The sequence below is a fragment of the Phycisphaerae bacterium genome, from assembly GCA_019636475.1.
GTDB lineage: Bacteria > Planctomycetota > Phycisphaerae > UBA1845 > UTPLA1 > JADJRI01.
The window spans coordinates 180,448-198,265 of record JAHBXN010000007.1 but is presented as its reverse complement, the minus strand read 5'-3'; the positions used below and the strand labels follow the sequence as shown (position 1 = coordinate 198,265).

The following is a 17,818-nucleotide window of genomic DNA, read 5'->3' as shown; positions in this document are numbered from 1 at the left end:
CTATTAAATGCCGGGAAAACGAATATTGGTCTGTGATGATGAGCCGCACATTCTGCATGTGGTGTCAACGAAGCTGCGCAACGGCGGCTTTGAGGTACTCACCGCTTCGGACGGCGAAGAAGCGTTTGAGACCGCCAAGCGCGAATTACCCGATCTGGTGATGACGGATTATCAGATGCCTTATCTGAGCGGACTCGAGCTGTGTGCGAAGCTCCGATCGGAACCAAGGACCCGGGCCATACCGGTCATCATGCTGACCGCACGTGGTTTTTCACTGACCGGCGATGACGTGAAAAACACCAACATTCGGCGCGTGCTGCCCAAGCCATTCAGTCCGCGCGAAGTGCTTTCAAGCGTGAATGAGATTCTCTGCGACGCGCCGAAGCCGGCCGCGACGGTCTGATTTGTGCCGGCCGATGGCTCGCAGCCGGCGGATTGATTGTGATCGAGCATCCGGGAGACGATGAGCATGGCAGTGATTCCATTTATTCAGACCAGCAGTCCCGTGACTCATGCAGGCGACCCCGGCGCGGGACGCCTGCCAGCGCCCACGCACCATCGAATTCTGCCCGAAGAGCAGTTTCGACGCATTTGTGAGCAGTGGCGGTCGCGCGGAATCTGGCTGTCGCTTTGGGGGGCCGCCGGTGAACTCATCGCTGATGATCCGACGCCGGGAAGATTCTGGGAGTTATTCCGTGGGTCTGATCTGCGTCGGTCGGATGGCGCGTTGTTGGATCAACTCGCGACCTGCGCCAGGCGAGCCCTTGCGGAGACGGCAGAGAACAAGACTTCGAGGGTTGTGGTTCAAGTGCCCTTCGATCGATGCCCGGAGGATATTCGAGTGGCGACGGTGCCCGTTCGGGTTCGGCGCCGTTCGGTCGGCGTTGTGCTGGCGCTGGCGGTTTCGACGGACAAGTCGAGCGAACACTTCCGGAATTTCTGCGGGAACTGCCGTGTGGATTATCAGGTCGCCAAGCGTTTTCGTGCCGAGATCGAGGCGGCCGGGGATTCAATCGAGAATTGGTCAGGCCTGCTGGCGCTGTGCGTGGAGCAGGCACGCGATATTGAAAGCGCCCAAGCGGAGATCACATCGCTCACAAACAATCTGGAAAGCACCTACGAAGAGCTGCATCTGATCTACGAGGTCAGCCGGCTGATGGGAATCCCGCAGCGACCGACGCAGATGCTGGAGCGCGTCAGCCGCGAGATGCTGGAGGTATCGCGTGCGGCCGGCATGGCATTCGTTTTGACTCGCACTGAACCGGGTGAGGGCGCGGATCGGCGCGACCTGGTGGGTTCGAGCCGACCCATCAGCGAGCGTGTGGTGCAGGTCGGCGAAGGGGCGCCCGATCTGAATGCCGTACTGCGACTCGACGCCTGCGTGCCGCTCGAACAGAAGCAGGAAGCGGATCACATTCTGTTCAACCAGGGGTTCAAGCGGCCGGAGTTCAGTTGGGCTGCGTCATGGCTGCGGCACTTTGTGGTGATTCCGTTGCGGCTCGATAACGAGGTGCTCGGCAGTTTCTACGCCATCAACGTGATCGACGACGGGGACTACACGTCGGTAGACATTCAGCTTCTCAAGGCCGTCGCTGATCGAATCAGTGCGGCGCTGAAGAACCAGCACCTGTATGACGACCTCGGCGATCTGCTGATGGGCCTGATGTACGCCATCGTCAACAGCGTAGACGCCAAGGATCCGTACACATTTGGCCATTCGGAGCGAGTCGCCTATTTCAGTCGCATGATCGCGAAAGCCGCGGGGTTGTCACCCGTCGATTGCGAACGTGTCTATCTTGCCGGATTGCTGCACGATGTCGGGAAGATCGGCGTTCCGGACGCGATCCTGACCAAACCCGGGAAGCTGACCGCACAGGAATTCGAATTGCTGAAAAAGCATCCGGAGATCGGCGAGCGCATTCTCGGTCACATTCGGCAATTGAACGATCTGATTCCCGGCGTGCTGTTTCATCATGAGCGGATGGACGGCCGCGGTTATCCGCGAAGACTATCCGGGAAAGACATTCCACTACTGGGGCGAATCATCTGCCTGGCGGATTCGTTCGACGCGATGACTTCAAACCGCACCTACCGTGCGGCGCTTCCGATCTCCGTTGCGACGGCCGAGATCCGTCGCTGCTCCGGCAATCAGTTTGATCCGGAGCTGGCCGAACTATTTTTGAAACTCGGTCCCCAGCGGCTTTACGAAGAGGCGAAGCAAAGCGCCAAAGGCGATCCAAACATCGCCCGGATCGGCGCCTTGAGTTCGATTTTGAGCGGCCGGCCGCAGGCGCCGGGTTCCGAACATTCGATCAGGTGAGAAACGAGCATGCCGACCAGCGTAGTGAAGTATGATTCGGTCGCCGTCCTCACTTCAAAGGAGGATCTTTCGCGCGATTCGATCGACCAGTTCAGAAACGCTGCGTCGCGTTGCATCGACGAGGGCTATTTCAATCTGGTCGTGGATTTCAGCGTCGTCAACTCCATCGACAGCGTCGGCCTGGAGACCCTGCTCGATTTGCAGGACCAATGCGAGGAGCGACTGGGATGCGTCCGGTTGTGCGCGCTCGATGAAACCGTTCAGAAGATTCTCGAGATCACGCGTTTGAATCGTCGATTCGAGGCGTTTCCCGACCTGGATTCGGCAGTGAGGAGCTACATATGACCGCCGCCACGGCGACATCCTCACGCAAGCAGGTCGGCCAGATTCTCCTGACGAAGGGTCTGATCACTCAGGACCAAATCGAACAGGCGGTTTCCGAACAGGCGGCACGCGGGCACCGGCAACTTCTCGGTGAGATTCTGGTCGATCTGGGCTTTGTGACCAACGACCAGGTGCTTGAGGCGCTGGCCGAGGCGTATAATGTGCCGTATGCCCGGCTCACGCCGCGGCATGTGGACGCGAAAATCGTCGATCTCATGCCGCGCGATTTTCTCGAAAAGCATGGTGTGCTGCCGTTTTTCAAGATCCGCAATACGTTGACGGTGGCGCTGCCCGAACCCTCCAATGTCTTTCTCCTGGAGGAAATCGGGCGGATGACTGAGTGCAATGTTCAGGTGGTGGTCGCGTCCATTGCCGACATTCACGCGATTCTCGGACAGTATGTCAGCGCCGCCAACGTCTTCGTCATCGACGATATCATCGACGATGTCTCCAGTGCGGCACTTGAGCTCATCGAGGCGAAATCCTCGGACATCATGAATCTTGAGGGGATGGCGGGCGATTCACCCATTATCAAGCTTGTCAACTACCTCATCTACACGGCCGTCAAACTTGGGGCGAGCGACATTCATATTGAGCCCGGCGACGGCCATCTGCGGATCCGGAATCGAATCGACGGCGTGCTCTATGAGGATGATCAGCTTAATCCGCCCGCTCAGATGATTGCACCGATCGTCTCTCGAATCAAAATCATGGCCGGTCTAGACATCGCCGAGCGGCGACTTCCTCAGGACGGTGGCATCCATGTCCTGATGGACAAGCGGCCGATCGACCTGCGGGTTTCAACTCTTCCGAACCTTCACGGCGAGAAAGTGGTCATTCGCATCATAGATAATTCGCAGGCGCTTGTCAGCCTCGAGACGCTTGGATTCTCGATCGAGATGCTCAAGCTGCTGCGGGCGCAGCTCATCAAGCCGCATGGGCTGATTCTTGTCACCGGTCCCACAGGCAGCGGGAAAAGCACGACGCTCTACGCCGCGCTGTCCGAAATCAATTCTCCTTCACGAAACGTCTGCACCGTCGAAGACCCGATCGAAAACAATCTCAAGAACATCAACCAGTTTCAGGTCAATGAGAAGATCGGCTTGAAGTTTGCGACGGTGCTGAGGGCGCTGCTGCGCCAGGATCCCGACGTAATCATGGTCGGCGAAGTTCGCGATGTGGATACCGCCAAGACGGCCGTTCAGGCCGCATTGACCGGCCACCTGGTCCTGACCACGCTGCACACCAACGATGCGGTGTCCGCAATCACCCGCCTGAACAACATCGGCGTGGAGAATTATCTAATCAGCGCCGCACTTGATGCCGTGTTGGCGCAGCGGCTCGTTCGGAAAATCTGTCCGCACTGCAAGTCGGAGTTTGAACCCTCACCGGCGATCCGTCACCAGATGGAGAAGGCGGGACACGACGTCCGGACTCTGATGCGCGGTGAAGGATGCGTGAAGTGCCACGGCTCTGGTTATTCAGGGCGAATCGGCGTGTATGAATTGTTTGTGCCCGACGATGTGGTGAGGCAGGCGATCTCAGACGATGTGCCGTTGCAGGAGCTTCGGAAGCTTGCGCGCGACAAGATGATCGGTCTGATGAAGGACGGATTGGAGAAGGTCAAACTGGGATTCACGACGGTCGAGGAGGTATTCCGTGTCTGCGCAACTTGAGTCGAGAGTCGCTTCCCGCTCGCACACGATCGATTCCAAGTCGACCGCCGGGCCCGCAGCCCGCGCGGACAGACTGGAGTCGTTGCTGCAAAAGGCTCTGGATCACGCCGCGAGCGACCTTCTGCTTGTCGCAAACGAGCCTCCGACGATCTATGTGGACGGCCGGTGGCATCCGTTGTCAGATGAGAGCCTGAGCGCGGAATCGGTCGCAGCGCTGGTCGATCCGATTCTCACTTCCGAACACCGACATAAGTTGATCTCGGTCCGCGATCTGGACATGGGACTGTCTATTCAAGGACTCGGGCGATACCGCGTGAACATCCACTATCAGCGAGGCACGCTCGCGGCAGCCATTCGGGCCATCCCCGAGCAGATTCCGGCATTTGATTCGCTCGGTCTGCCGCAGCAGGTGTTGTCGTTCGCGGATTATCCCAACGGGCTGGTTCTGGTCACCGGTGGAACAGGACAGGGCAAAAGCACGACATTGGCCGCGCTGATCGATCACATGAACAGGTGCGGTCCTTCGCGACACATCATCACGATCGAAGATCCCGTCGAATTTGCCTTTCAGCGCCGCGAATGCATCATTGAACAGCGGCAGATCGGCGACGATTCGCCCTCCTTCGCATCGGCATTGCGGCATGTGCTGCGGCAACGGCCCGATGTCATCCTCATCGGAGAGCTTCGCGACCTCGAAACGATGTCGTCAGCGCTGACGGCGGCTGAAACAGGGCACCTGGTGCTGGCGACTTTGCACACATGCAACGCCTCGCAGACGATCGCTCGCATGATCGATGTGTTTCCGGCCGGTCAGCAAGGTCAGGTGCGCGCGCAACTGGCGGCATCGTTGCGCGCGATTCTCTGCCAATCGCTGCTTCGGGATCAGCTCAATGAATCGCTCGTGCCTGCAACGGAGTTGCTCATCGCCACGTCCGCCATTCGACGGGCGATTCGCGACAACGAGGCCCACCTGATCCACTCGATGATTGAGACCGGCCGTCGCGCCGGGATGCATACATTGGAACAATCGCTGGCAGAACTGGTCGTGGCGAGCCGGATCTCGGCGGAGTCCGCAATCCTTGCCTCGGTCGACCCTGTCCGCATGAAGGCAATGCTGGTTCACAGTGGATCACTGGACATGTCCGCCGCTGATCTGGATGCGGCGGCATCTTCTCGAGCGGCCGGTTTACCGTGGGTCGAATAGGACGATTGAGGCAGTCGCGCGTCGGCGGTCTGAATCGCCGGCGAACGAATCAATCCGGAGGAACTTGAACGTGGCCGTCTTCACATACACCGCGCGCGATGATGCCGGCAACCTCGTCACCGGAGAGGTGACAGCGCCCAGCCAGACTGATGCCGCGCGCAGCGTACGGAGCGAGGGGAAGTTCGTTGTTCGGATGGAGCAGAAGGGTGCGACCCTTGGGGCATCCGTCTCGGCCAAACGCGGTTCGGTCCGGGTCCGCGAGACCGCGGCGGCCGGCATTGCGGCACCGGCTACCGCAAGGGGTCTGAACAAGCCGCTCTTCGGAGAGAAATTCAACCCTCAAGACTTGATCTTTTTTACGAGCCAGCTCGCCGTCATGGTGGACACCGGCGTTTCACTTTCGGATGCCCTCGATGCCTGCGTCCATCCCGGAAATTCTCCGCGATTCGCTCGCGCATTGGAGAGCGTCATCGATCAGGTTCGCGGTGGAACCGAGTTCTCCGCGGCTCTGGCTGAACATCCGCGCGTGTTCCCCAATGTGTATGTCAGCCTGATCAAGGCGTCGGAGGCATCGGGCCAACTCGGGCCAATTCTGGAGCGGCTTGCTGATTACCTTGAACGCCAGCGCGATCTACGCAAGAAGATCAAGGGGGCGATCACCTATCCGATCGTGATGTGCGTCTTTGCAGTCGGAACGACCGTTTTTCTTGTGTCGTTCGTGCTTCCGAGATTCGCCGAGATTTACGCCGGACGCGAGGATTCGCTGCCGAAGCTCACGCGATGGCTTCTCTTGTTTGCGGATTATACATCGGCTTACGGACTTTACGTCCTGGGCGGCGTGCTGACGGCGCTGGGTGGGCTTTTCTACTATTCGCGCACGCCAGGGGGGCGATGGCGGATCGAATCGATCAAGCTTGGGATTCCTGCGGTCGGCACGTTACTGCACAAGAGCGCGATGGCCCGGAGTCTGCGCACGCTGGGAACCATGATTCAGGCCGGCGTATCAATGCTGGATAGTGTCGTCCTTACGACCCGCGTCTGCGGAAGCCTTCACTATGAACAGATGTGGACTCGTGTGCGCGAACGAATCGAGCGCGGCCAGCAGATCTCCGATGCCCTGGCCGACAACCCGCACATTCCCAAATCGGTCATCAAGATGCTGAGCGCCGGAGAGAGGGGCGGGAAGCTCGGACTCGTCATGGAGAAGATCGCCGCCTTCTCCGAAACCGAGATGAATACGGCCATCAAGACTCTAACGAGTTTGATCGAGCCGGCCATTGTCATGTTTCTCGGCGTCGTCGTTGGCGGCCTGGTTCTGGCGATGCTGCTGCCCATTTTCTCGATCTCCAAGGTGATGTGAGGCCCCGCGTCGCTCCGAGGCCGCGCGAGGTGAATTGTCCGGGCGGTCGGTTTCTCGTCGCGAGTCACTATTGGATTCGGATGCGGCGATCGGATGTGGCTCGACGGCTTTCAGAGGGGGGCGAAGACCAGCCGATTGGACGGCTTGCTCTCCTTGGCCGGCTCTGTCCGCAAGCGGCAATTTCCCCTACAATTCCGGCCGACGGACGCGGATGGATCGCGCGTCCAGAAAAACGATGATTCGAGAGCTTCATTCGGCTGTATGGCACATGTCGCGGGCTTTTGGCGGCATCGGTCCGGACGCTTGCGCGGCTGACCTCAACGCGATGCGGCACGAGACCTGACGGGCGACTCCCCGTGCGACGGGACCGAATGAGGCGAATCAAACCGCGCCCACAATACGGCGTGAGCAGCATCCGATCACTATGAGCGACCAACCTCCGACACAGTCCCAACCGGAAACGTTTCAGAACCTGCCGCTCGTCGAAGAGATGCAGGACTCTTACATGCGGTACGCAATGAGCGTCATCGTATCTCGCGCATTGCCTGATGCGCGTGACGGCCTCAAGCCGTCGCAGCGCCGCATCCTGGTTGCGATGAACGATCTGAAGCTCGGTCCGCGAAGCCAGCACCGCAAGTGTGCCAAGATTTCCGGCGACACGACCGGCAACTATCACCCACACGGCGATGCCGTTGTGTATCCAACTCTCGTCCGCCTTGGCCAGCCTTTTAATATGCGGTATCCGCTCATCGACGGGCAAGGCAACTTCGGTTCGATCGATGGTGATCCGCCGGCAGCCATGCGGTATACCGAAGCTCGCATGACGGCCGCTGCGACGGACATGATGGAGGATATCGACAAGGACACGGTCGATTTTGTTCCAAATTACGACGAGACGACGACCGAACCGGTGGTCTTGCCCAGCAAGTTTCCCAATCTCCTGGTGAATGGTTCGACCGGCATTGCCGTGGGCATGGCGACAAACATCGCTCCGCACAATCTCGGGGAGATTGTGGACGGCCTCATCCTGCTGATCGACCGTCCGAACGTGACCCTGCCTGAACTGATGGAGAAAATCCCGGGGCCTGATTATCCGACGGGCGGAATGATCTGTGGGCGTCAGGGCATCATCGATGCCTACACGCGAGGCCGTGGTTCGCTCAAGCTGCGAGCAAAGACCCATTCGGAGGAGATGAAGGCGGGGCGGGTTCGAATCGTCGTGGACGAGATACCCTACGGGATTCTAAAGAACACGATCACGGAGAAACTGGTCGAGTGTGTCAAGGATGGCCGGCTCCCCGAGGTCAGCGATGTTCGAGATGAGTCGGACCGCAAGAATCCGATTCGACTGGTCATCGAGCTGAAATCCGGCGTCAGCGAAGACGTGGTGCTGAACAAGCTGTTCCGGCATACGCCCATGCAGACGACGTACTCCATCATCAATATCGCGCTCGTCGGCAAACAGCCGAAGACGATGGGCCTCAAGGAGTTGATGCAGAACTACATCGACCACCGGCGTGACGTGATTACGCGGCGGACGCGGTTTCTGCTTCAGAAGGCGCGACAGCGGGCTCACATTCTTGAAGGTTTGATTCTGGCTGTCGGTGACATCGACGCCATCATAGAGCTGATCAAGAATTCGCCGGATCCGGCGACAGCGAAGGACCGGCTCATGTCCCGGGCGCTGCGGCTTCCTGAATCCGCTGCGTTGGTCAAGCTACTGCCCGAGACGTTCTCCAGCCGGGCACGCCAGCGCGATCAATTCCTGACGGGCGTGCAGGCTGGCGCGATCCTCTCGATGCAGTTACAGCGATTGACCGGTTTGGAAGTTGAAAAGCTTGCCAGAGAATACACGGGTCTGGTGGAGGAGATTGAGGGCTATCAGAAAATTCTCTCCGACCCCGCGCTTGTGCTCGACATCATCCGAGAAGATCTCTACGAGATGAAATCGAAGTACGCTGACTCGCGCAGAACTGAAATCACCGGCGAAGTCGGTGAGTTCAGCATGGAAGAATTGATCGACGATGTCACGGCCATTGTCACGATCTCTCACGAAGGCTACATCAAACGCACCAGCCCCGATGTCTATCGCAAGCAAGGACGCGGCGGACGAGGAATTCGCGGAAGTGATACCAAGGAGGGTGACTTCATCGAAAACCTTTTCGTCGCCACCACCCACAACTACCTGTTGTTCTTTACGAATCGTGGTCGCGTGTACTGGCTCCGCGTTTTCGATATCCCTGAAATGGCTCGCACCGCTCGCGGCCGCTCGATCGTCAATCTGCTCAATATGCAGGAGAGCGAATTCTACACGGCGGTGCTGACAGTGACGGAGTTCGAGGAGAAATTCGTCCTGTTCGCGACCGCCAAGGGCACGGTCAAGAAGACGGCCTTGAGTGCCTATTCGCGGCCGCGCCCCAGCGGCATCATTGCGATCGGACTCGATCCGGACGATACGCTCATCAGCGTCGGCCTGGCCGGCGATCAGGATCAGATTGTTCTGGGCACGCGCGAGGGGATGGCGATCCGCTTCAACGCGACCGATGTTCGCGCCATGGGTCGGGCGGCGGGGGGTGTCAAGGGCATCACGCTCGACAAGAATGACGAGGTCGTCGGGATGGCCGTTTTTCAGCCGGGCATGAGCGTGCTGACTGTCTGCGAAAACGGCTTCGGCAAGAGGACGGACATCGACGAATATCGTCTCCAGAAGCGCGGCGGCAGCGGAGTGATCAACATTCGAACGACCGAGCGAAACGGCAAGGTCGTCGCTCTGCGGGCCGTTCGCGACACCGATGAGATGATGCTCATCACGGCCGGCGGCATCATGCTGCGGACGGATGTGTCGTCGCTTCGTGAAATCGGTCGCGCCACGCAGGGCGTCAAGCTTATTGCACCCGGCGAGGGTGACAAAGTCGTCTCCGTGGCGAATATCGTTAAGGATGAGGACGAGTCGAACGGCGCGGCGAAATCCGCGGAGCCGGCCGAGTTGCCGGAGCCGGAAGCTTCGAGTCCTGATGCGCCTGATTCCGGTGTCGATGGTGATCCGCCGGCTGATCCGGAGTAGTGGGTGGGGCGCGGACCAGATCGAGTTGCCCGCATGATCAGTCGCTTCGCAGGTCGCACCGCTCGGTTCAGATCGGCTGTTCATACCCTCGGCGCACGCCTGTCGGATGTCATTCTGCCTCGCCTCTGCGCGGCCTGCGATGATGTGATCGGCCACGAAGGCGATCAACTTTGCGCCCAATGCTGGTCGAATCTCGCGAGCAATGTCGCCGTGGTCGCCTGTTCGAAGTGCGGGCAGGAGTCCGGACCTCATCTTCTCGTCGACGGCATCTGTCGCGACTGTCGGGAGCCTCGATCCCGGCGGGTTCGTGTGGCGGGGTTCATTCGCGTCGGAAGATACGAGGGCGTGCTGCGCGAACTGATTCTTCGATTCAAGACACGCTTTACATTGGATCATCTGTTGGGCAGACTGCTTGCAGAATCAATCCGCGCGTCTGATATCGCGACGTCGGTCGATTTCTGGACGCCGATCCCATCACATTGGCGCCGTCGATTGAGTCGGGGTTTTCATCCCGTCGGGCTGTTGGCATCGCATGCGTTACGTCAAATCGGAATGCGCCCGAAGCGCGTGCTGCGGGCGGTTCGGCATGTGGCGGAGTTTCATTCTCAGCCCATGGTTAGCTATGCGGGTCGGGCCGAGCTGATCCGCGGTGCGTTCGATGTCGTTGATCCCGCGAGCATCAAAGGCAGGACAGTCGGGGTGATTGACGATGTCTACACGACTGGGGCGACGGTCGATGAGGCGGTGCGGGCCCTGCGCCGCGCCGAAGCCGAAAAGATCGTTGTTGCGGTGCTTGCCCGAGCCGGGCGAGCTTGATTTCCCGGGGGTTGACCGGCTTTGTCGAACCGAATAAACTTTCGGGAGGCAGTCGTAGGATTGCGCAAGTATCTGCGCTGTCGTGCGTTATGAGTTGCCGTGCTTGGAACTTCAAACTGATTTCGTCTGCGGACCGAACCACTCCGGATCCGCCGACGGCGAGTTGAGACACTTACATGCAGATCACGGTCAGCGGTCGGCACTTTGACGTGAGCGAGAAACTCCGGAATTATTCAGTCGAAAAGACGTCGCGCTTGGAACGGTTTTATGACCGTGCGCAGTCAGCGGACATCGTTTTCGACAAGGAAGCGCTGACGCATCGGTGTGAAATCATCGTCAAGGCGGATCATCATATGACCTTTGTCGCGAAGGAAAATCATGAAGATCCGTATGCGGCGCTGGATGCGACGGTGAAGGACCTTGAGCGGCAGCTAAACAAGCACAAAGAGAAATTCCGAAATCGAAAGCACCCGGAAGGCTTGGGCCAATGACTGCCCGGAAGGCATGTCTGAGGCGCCGTGCATCGGTTGCGAATGAAGGCCGAAATACATGAAGCTCTGCGATTTCGTCGTAATGGGCGCCATCAATGCGAACGTGCAGGCCACCGACCGAAACGGCGTGATTCGGTCGTTGGTCGAGTCACTTGCTGAGGCCGGCGCCTTGGACAAGGACGACGTTGACGCCATCGCCAAGGCCGCGATTCAGCGTGAGAATCAGGGAAGCACCGGATTCGGCAAGGGCGTCGCGGTGCCACATGTCAAGCACGTGAAGGTTCCGCGAATCATGGCGGCGATCGGACGCAGTGCGACGGGTGTCGATTTTGCGGCGCTGGATCGTGCTCCGGTTTATACTATTGTGCTACTTCTTTCTCCGCCGGATTCTCCGGACGGGCACCTTCAGGCCATGGAAAATATTTTCCGGCATCTCCAACGAGACAATTTTCGAAAATTCCTTCGCCAGGCGGAAACTCGCGAGGCGATCATTGATCTTTTGAAGGAAGCGGACGAATCGAGCGGTGCCTGACCTGGCGCGCCCGACTGATGGATCCACCCTGTGACGGTGGATCAGGGTTGGCGCTCGGATCGAACCGATCGGTAAGTTTGCAGCGGGCCGTGCGTGCGAACGCGAACCCGGGATGGATCATGGACGAACGACATGCAAGAGAATCCGCAAAGAGCCGAGCGGGTGGTGGTGATCTCGAACGTGCAGGGCTTGCATGCGCGGCCGGCAATGCGGTTCGTGGACACGGCGTCGCGTTTTCAGAGTTCGGTCCGGGTGTTGAAAGACTCGTTGGCCGTGGACGGCAAGAGTCCAATGGAAATGATGCTGCTCGAGGCCGTCAAGGGCACGAAGCTGACGCTGGTGGCCGAGGGCGACGATTGCGGGGAGGCGGTCGAGGCGCTGGCCCGATTGGTCGATTCGCGCTTCGGCGAGGAATGACCGTCCCGGGCCCTCGGGCGGCGCATGGTGCGCAGCGAGAACGGAGCGTGCGATGCCGCTGAAACGGGGAATCGGCGTTTCCTCGGGGGTGGTAATCGGTGATGCACTCGTTCTGGATACGGAAGAGTCGCGCGTTCCGAAGCGCATTGTCCCACCCGATGCCATCCAAAGTGAAATCGCGCTCGTCGATCGCGCGTTTGAAGCCGCCCGCGTAGAGGTCTCGGCCGAACGGACGCGGTTCGCGGAGCGTGCCGGCAACGAACTCGCGGATATCTTCGGATTTCACGAACGCTGGCTGGCCGACCCGAAACCCCGGCGGGAAATTTCCCTCCTGATCGAGTCGAAGCAATACAGCGCGCCTTACGCCATCAGCATTTTCATGCGGCGATATCGTCGGCGCTTTCAGGAAATGGGCAGTCCCTTCCTGCAAGAGCGGGCCAAGGATGTCCAGGACATTGAACGGCGACTGCTTTTTCACGTCGGCGGCGAAACACGCCAGGATATCCAGTCGCTGGAAGAACCGGTCGTCATCATCGCTCATGATCTCACTCCGTCCCAACTGGTCGAGTTGGAGCGGTCGAAGCGCCTACTCGGATTCGCAACTGATGCGGGCGGCACGACATCGCACACCGCCATCATAGCAGCCGGTCTCGGAATTCCTGCGGTAGTCGGTCTCGAAGACATCACGGCGCACGTCTCGAGCGGCGATACAGTCGTGGTGGACGGTCTGCATGGCGTTGTCGTCATCAATCCCGATACGGCACAGCGTGAAGGCTATGCCGCCGAAGCAATCCATCTGAACGAGGTGCGCGCCACGCTCGGGGAACTCCGGGATCTTCGAGCTGAAACGAAGGACGGAATACAGGTCGAACTGCTTGGTAACATTGAATTCCCGCTTGAGATTGAAGACTGCATCAGGAATGGCGCGACCGGGATCGGGCTTTACCGCACCGAGTTTCTCTTCATGGACGAGAATCAGTTGCCCTCGGAGGAGGAGCAGTACGAGGCGTATCGTGCCGCGGTGGAGAGTCTCGGCAATCGCCCGCTTGTGATCCGGACAATGGACCTCGGCGGTGACAAGTGTCATCGCGCCGGTGGCTGGGAACTCGAGAAGAATCCATTTCTCGGCCTTCGATCGATTCGCTATTCGTTGCAGAATCTGTCGATGTTCCGGGCACAGTTACGGGCGATCGTGCGAGCCAGCGCATATGGCGATGTCCGCGTCATGTTCCCGCTGATTTCCCGAATCATGGAATTGCGCCAGGCGAAGTTCGTGCTCAGTCTCGTGACTGAGGAGCTTGAGGAAGAGGGTTATGAGTATCGCAGCAACATTCCGGTTGGCGTCATGGTAGAGACGCCCGCAGCCGCGATCTGCGCGAGAGAGCTTGCCCGCGAATGTGATTTCATGAGCATCGGCACCAACGATCTCATTCAGTACACTTTGGCGGTCGATCGCGGCAATGAGCGAGTGGCACAGCTATACACACCGGCCGATCCGTCGGTGCTGCGGCTGGTTCGAAGAGTCGTTCGCGATGCGGACCGGGCGGGAACCCAGGTCAGTCTTTGTGGGGAGATGGCGGGCGATCCGTTGTTTACTATCCTATTGCTAGGCATGGGGTTAAGAACGTTTTCAATGGCCGCCGGAAACATTCCTCGCGTAAAGAAGATCATCCGAAGCGTGACGCTGTCCGATGCAATTCGGGTCCGTCGCCGGGTGATGACCTTTGAAACCGAGCGAGAGGTGCTAAACTACCTTCGTGACGAGACCCGACGGGTCTGGGGCGATATTTGACGTGTCGCATCCGGGCGAGTCGCGAAAGCGCACGCGTGCGTGGCGGAATGGCTACGCGGCCTGCGTGTGTTTTCGCCACTCGTCTATTTGTTGACGGGTGCCGAGTCAATGTCCCGATCCGAACGCTTGTGTAGGCGATTCCGGCGAATTCGGGACTGAAAGTAAGGCAAGAAGGGATTGCTTCACGGTTGCGCCAGAGGCTGGCGATACGATACGCGATCCGCGGCGACCTGAGATTTCTCTCTCATCAGGACACGTTGCGACTGTTTCAGCGGGCCTTCGCCCGCGCCGACATCCCGGTGCGATATTCCGAAGGGTTCAACCCTCGTCCTCGAATAAGCATCGCGATGCCGCGGCCCGTGGGGGTCGAGTCGCACGACGAATTGATGACGATCGAACTTGCGTCCCCATTGGAAATTGACGCCGTATCCGCACGTCTGGCAGCGCAGCTACCCGAAGGGATTCAGATTCATCAGGTTGAAGCCCTGCATGCACAAGATCGGCGGTTGCCGCGCGAGGTCGAATATACCGTCGATCTCAGCGGCGCATCCGTCGAAAGCGTGCAGGCGCGAGCCGCGGAATTGTTGACCAGCCAAACGCATCGCGTCGAGCGACGCGATCCGGAAGGCCGATGCACAAAACACGTCGACATCCGGGCGTTCTTGATCGATGTCCGGGTTGACGGAAATCGGTTGGTCTGGTCGCAAACCGTGTCCATTGACGGAACAGCCCGAGTGGGCGAAGTGTTGGAGGCCGTCGGCCTGCCCGCACCTGAATGGACGCATCGGGCCGTACGCTCAAGGGCCGCGTTTCGCGATTGAGCCTCCGTTTGCCCTGATGATTTGAATCCTCTCCCGCCATTCTCGCCCGCAAGCATCGAAGAGGTATTGAGTGTCCAAGACAACGAAGCGCAGTTCGGCCAGGAAGAAGGTCGAACCTGCTGCTGCCGCGAACGAATCCAAGATCGCACCCATCAAGAAGAAAACTCGCACGCCACGCAAGCCCGCCGCGCGACCGCCGGCGAAGTCTGCGCGCCGCGGCCGCGATGAAGATCCCGCCCCCGAAAGTGCCGAGACTGCGGCTTCCAGCACCGCTGTCGCAGCGCCGCCGGCTGTCGCAGAAAGCCCCGTGCCGGCCCAGACTTCGACGGCACAATCGTCGCGGTCAACCTCGTCGAACGGAGTCGTCTCACGGCAGGCGCCTCGTACATCGTTTGGCGCAGGCATTTTCGACGACGAGGAACCGGTACCAGTCGTTCCAATTTCCGTGAAGGAAATGTCGCCGCCGCAGTCAGAGCGACGAAGCGTTTCCTCGCCTGTTACCAATCGCGCGCCGGAACCGGCGCGCCAAACTGCGCCGTCGCACGTTTCGCGGCCGCCCGTCGTTGCTCCGCCTTCCGCGCCTGTCGCTGAAAAGCGTTCGGAGGCAGTCAGCGAGGCCGGTATGCCGGGCGGCAGGCGCACGGCCGAGGGTCCGAAACGGGGCCGTGGCCGAAAGTCCCGAACGCAGCGGTTGGCCGAAGAGGCCGAAGTGATTGCCGCGCTGAATCGCCAGGGTGTGTCAGGCGATGTGCAGGGAGTTCCCGGGCCAGTCGGAACAGAGGGCGCCGGCGAATCAACCCATGAAGAAGTCGTGATCGTTGAATCGAAGCACACCTTGGCGGATGCCGAGGCCGTCGAGGACGACGAATCTGAAGTGCTTATTCTGCCGGTCGACGATTCTCCACTGATCATCGAGCAGTCCGATCCTGGGCCTGCGATGCCGGTCGGCGGGGAATCAACGACTGAAGGCGATATTTCGCAACGTCGCAGACGCCGTCGAGGTCGTCGCGGCCGCGGTCGCGGACGGGGCGAGTCCGCAGAGGCTCCGGCCTCGGCGCCGATCGTGGGCGACGACGAATCCGAACCGGTTGAAGAGGATGAACGGGCGATCCGAGGCACTCGCCGCCGAATTTCGGCGGACGAAGAATGGCCCGCTGACGCAGGGGTGGACCTTGAGTCCCCGGACGACGAACTTGCGGACGAAGCGCATCGCGCGCAAGAGGAGGCCGTCGACGCTGCCGTCGAAGTTCGCGAGATGTTGATCAATGTCTCGGAGTCCGAGGAATGCCGGATCGCCGTGCTCCGCGACAACCGATTGGATGAGTTGTTCATTGAGCGGACCTCGGCGTCGTCCAATGTCGGCAACATCTACAAGGGCCGCGTGACAAATGTCGAGCCTTCGATTCAGGCTGCCTTTGTTGATTTTGGTTTGCCGGCGCACGGTTTCCTGCACATCAGCGATCTGCACCCGCAGTACTTTCCCGACGGGACTTCCGACTCATCCGAACAAGTCGGCAAAAAAACGCCGCGACGACAGCGCCCGCCGATCCAGAGTTGCCTGAAGCGCGGCCAGGAAGTCATCGTTCAGGTCATCAAGGAAGGAATTGGCACGAAGGGGCCGACGCTCACGAGCTACATTTCCCTGCCGGGCAGGTTCCTGGTCATGATGCCGGGAATGGACCAACTGGGCGTTTCCCGAAAGATTGAGGATGAGAATACGCGACGCCGGATCCGCGCCCTGCTCGACGGACTCACGCTGCCCGAGGGGATCGGATTCATTGTCCGAACCGCCGGCGTGGATCGCACGCGCCGGGACCTCCAGCGCGATCTGAACTTCCTTGTGCGGCTTTGGCGACAAGTCGAACGACGGATCAAGACGGATCCCGCGCCGGCCGAACTCTACAAGGAATCCGACCTTGTGATTCGTACGATTCGCGATGTTTATGATTCCAGCCTGCGCAGGATCGTCGTGGATAGTTCCGACGTCGCCGACCGCATTCGGGAGTTTCTTGCGATTGCCAGTCCGAGGACGAGCGACGGGGTTGAGGTTTACCAGGGCGACGAACCGATTTTCCATCATCACGGAATCGAAGCTGAAATTGAGCGTCTGAATTCCAAAACGGTGCCGCTGCCGTCGGGTGGATCGCTCATCATTGAACAGACCGAGGCGATGGTCGCGATCGACGTCAACTCCGGCCGGTTTCGCGTGCCTGAAAATGCCGAGGAAACGGCCTACCGAGTGAACCTGGAGGCCGTGGATGAAATCGCGCGACAACTGCGTCTGCGTGATCTGGGCGGATTGATCGTCTGCGATCTGATTGACATGGGTTTGGAACGCCACCGCCGCAGCATTGAGAAGCGACTGGCGGACGCCCTTCGAAAGCACAAGGAGCGGGCGAAAATTCTTCGAATCTCCCGCTTTGGACTGCTGGAGATGACGCGACAGCGGCAGCGGCCTTCATTGCTGAAGAGCGTCTTCCGCGAATGTCCGAGGTGCGCCGGCAGCGGACGGGTTAAGTCGTCTGAGTCCGTCGCGCTGGATGTGATGCGCCAGATCCGTCTGGCCAGCAACCGGGAGGGCATTGCTCGGATCGACGTGCGCCTCTCGACCGCGGTCGCAAATGACCTTCTCAACCGCAAACGACACCAACTGACCGACCTGGAGCGTGCGAAGAATCAGACGATCCAGATTCATGGTGTCGAGACATTCGGTGTCGATCAGGTTGAACTCGCTTGTACCGATCTGCGCGGACGCGAGGTCGGTATCAACGCGATTCATCCGAACCACGATTCGAATCGGGGCGGCAATCGATTTTCGAATCGCGGTGGTCGACGGCGCGGCGGACGCGGTCGAGGACGAGGCACTCGTCCGAATCCGACAAAGTGATGCCGAAGTGAATTTGAGGTTTCTGGGAACAGTGTTGGTTTCGCTCCGGCAGTA

At 59.6% G+C, this 17,818-nt stretch carries 14 protein-coding genes; all 14 read left to right on the top strand.

The features are described 5' to 3' along the window. The first annotated feature begins 7 nt into the window (after nt 1-7). The 14 genes from KF841_12870 (at nt 8) to KF841_12805 (ending at nt 17,764) form a co-directional block, all read left to right on the top strand. Nucleotides 8-403, top strand: coding sequence for a response regulator (locus KF841_12870; protein MBX3396249.1), 396 nt, complete (start codon nt 8-10; stop codon nt 401-403). 66 nt (nt 404-469) lie between these two features. Beyond that, a complete protein-coding gene (locus KF841_12865) occupies nt 470-2,320 on the top strand; it encodes an HD domain-containing protein (GenBank protein ID MBX3396248.1) in 1,851 nt (616 codons plus the stop codon). A gap of 9 nt (nt 2,321-2,329) precedes the next feature. Next, a complete protein-coding gene (locus KF841_12860) occupies nt 2,330-2,665 on the top strand; it encodes an STAS domain-containing protein (GenBank protein MBX3396247.1) in 336 nt (111 codons plus the stop codon). Then, nucleotides 2,662-4,380: a Flp pilus assembly complex ATPase component TadA gene (gene tadA / locus KF841_12855; protein MBX3396246.1), complete on the top strand. Its 1,719-nt coding sequence runs from the start codon at nt 2,662-2,664 to the stop codon at nt 4,378-4,380. Before KF841_12860 ends, tadA begins: the two co-directional genes overlap by 4 nt. Before the next feature lie 73 nt (nt 4,381-4,453). Then, complete coding sequence (locus KF841_12850; GenBank protein ID MBX3396245.1) at nt 4,454-5,584, top strand: PilT/PilU family type 4a pilus ATPase; 1,131 nt, start codon at nt 4,454-4,456, stop codon at nt 5,582-5,584. A 70-nt stretch (nt 5,585-5,654) separates the two neighbouring features. Beyond that, nucleotides 5,655-6,944 (top strand): type II secretion system F family protein, encoded by a 1,290-nt coding sequence (locus KF841_12845; protein ID MBX3396244.1) that lies wholly within the window; start codon nt 5,655-5,657, stop codon nt 6,942-6,944. A gap of 424 nt (nt 6,945-7,368) precedes the next feature. Beyond that, nucleotides 7,369-10,008 carry a DNA gyrase subunit A gene (gyrA, locus tag KF841_12840; protein ID MBX3396243.1) on the top strand — a complete coding sequence of 880 codons (2,640 nt, stop codon included), beginning with the start codon at nt 7,369-7,371 and terminating at the stop codon, nt 10,006-10,008. A 33-nt stretch (nt 10,009-10,041) separates the two neighbouring features. Beyond that, nucleotides 10,042-10,824 carry a ComF family protein gene (locus KF841_12835; GenBank protein MBX3396242.1) on the top strand — a complete coding sequence of 261 codons (783 nt, stop codon included), beginning with the start codon at nt 10,042-10,044 and terminating at the stop codon, nt 10,822-10,824. Between the two features lie 176 nt (nt 10,825-11,000). After that, a complete protein-coding gene (gene raiA, locus KF841_12830; GenBank protein MBX3396241.1) occupies nt 11,001-11,315 on the top strand; it encodes a ribosome-associated translation inhibitor RaiA in 315 nt (104 codons plus the stop codon). Between the two features lie 58 nt (nt 11,316-11,373). After that, a complete protein-coding gene (locus KF841_12825) occupies nt 11,374-11,847 on the top strand; it encodes a PTS sugar transporter subunit IIA (protein ID MBX3396240.1) in 474 nt (157 codons plus the stop codon). 132 nt (nt 11,848-11,979) lie between these two features. Continuing rightward, a complete protein-coding gene (locus KF841_12820) occupies nt 11,980-12,264 on the top strand; it encodes an HPr family phosphocarrier protein (protein MBX3396239.1) in 285 nt (94 codons plus the stop codon). A 52-nt stretch (nt 12,265-12,316) separates the two neighbouring features. Further along, nucleotides 12,317-14,056, top strand: a complete 1,740-nt coding sequence (ptsP, locus tag KF841_12815) for a phosphoenolpyruvate--protein phosphotransferase (GenBank protein ID MBX3396238.1) — start codon at nt 12,317-12,319, stop codon at nt 14,054-14,056. A 188-nt stretch (nt 14,057-14,244) separates the two neighbouring features. Further along, the gene (locus KF841_12810) at nt 14,245-14,877 is read left to right on the top strand and encodes a TIGR03936 family radical SAM-associated protein (GenBank protein ID MBX3396237.1); all 633 of its coding nucleotides are present in this window, start codon (nt 14,245-14,247) and stop codon (nt 14,875-14,877) included. A gap of 1,255 nt (nt 14,878-16,132) precedes the next feature. Beyond that, the gene (locus KF841_12805; GenBank protein ID MBX3396236.1) at nt 16,133-17,764 is read left to right on the top strand and encodes an Rne/Rng family ribonuclease; all 1,632 of its coding nucleotides are present in this window, start codon (nt 16,133-16,135) and stop codon (nt 17,762-17,764) included. Nucleotides 17,765-17,818 lie beyond the last annotated feature (54 nt).

Bases quoted from the DNA above. Each gene is read 5' to 3' on its own strand.
- KF841_12870 (MBX3396249.1), top strand. From the start codon at position 8: ATGCCGGGAAAACGAATATTGGTCTGTGATGATGAGCCGCACATTCTG.
- KF841_12865 (MBX3396248.1), top strand. From the start codon at position 470: ATGGCAGTGATTCCATTTATTCAGACCAGCAGTCCCGTGACTCATGCA.
- KF841_12860 (MBX3396247.1), top strand. From the start codon at position 2,330: ATGCCGACCAGCGTAGTGAAGTATGATTCGGTCGCCGTCCTCACTTCA.
- tadA (MBX3396246.1), top strand. From the start codon at position 2,662: ATGACCGCCGCCACGGCGACATCCTCACGCAAGCAGGTCGGCCAGATT.
- gyrA (MBX3396243.1), top strand. From the start codon at position 7,369: ATGAGCGACCAACCTCCGACACAGTCCCAACCGGAAACGTTTCAGAAC.
- KF841_12835 (MBX3396242.1), top strand. From the start codon at position 10,042: ATGATCAGTCGCTTCGCAGGTCGCACCGCTCGGTTCAGATCGGCTGTT.
- raiA (MBX3396241.1), top strand. From the start codon at position 11,001: ATGCAGATCACGGTCAGCGGTCGGCACTTTGACGTGAGCGAGAAACTC.
- KF841_12825 (MBX3396240.1), top strand. From the start codon at position 11,374: ATGAAGCTCTGCGATTTCGTCGTAATGGGCGCCATCAATGCGAACGTG.
- KF841_12820 (MBX3396239.1), top strand. From the start codon at position 11,980: ATGCAAGAGAATCCGCAAAGAGCCGAGCGGGTGGTGGTGATCTCGAAC.
- ptsP (MBX3396238.1), top strand. From the start codon at position 12,317: ATGCCGCTGAAACGGGGAATCGGCGTTTCCTCGGGGGTGGTAATCGGT.
- KF841_12805 (MBX3396236.1), top strand. From the start codon at position 16,133: ATGTTGATCAATGTCTCGGAGTCCGAGGAATGCCGGATCGCCGTGCTC.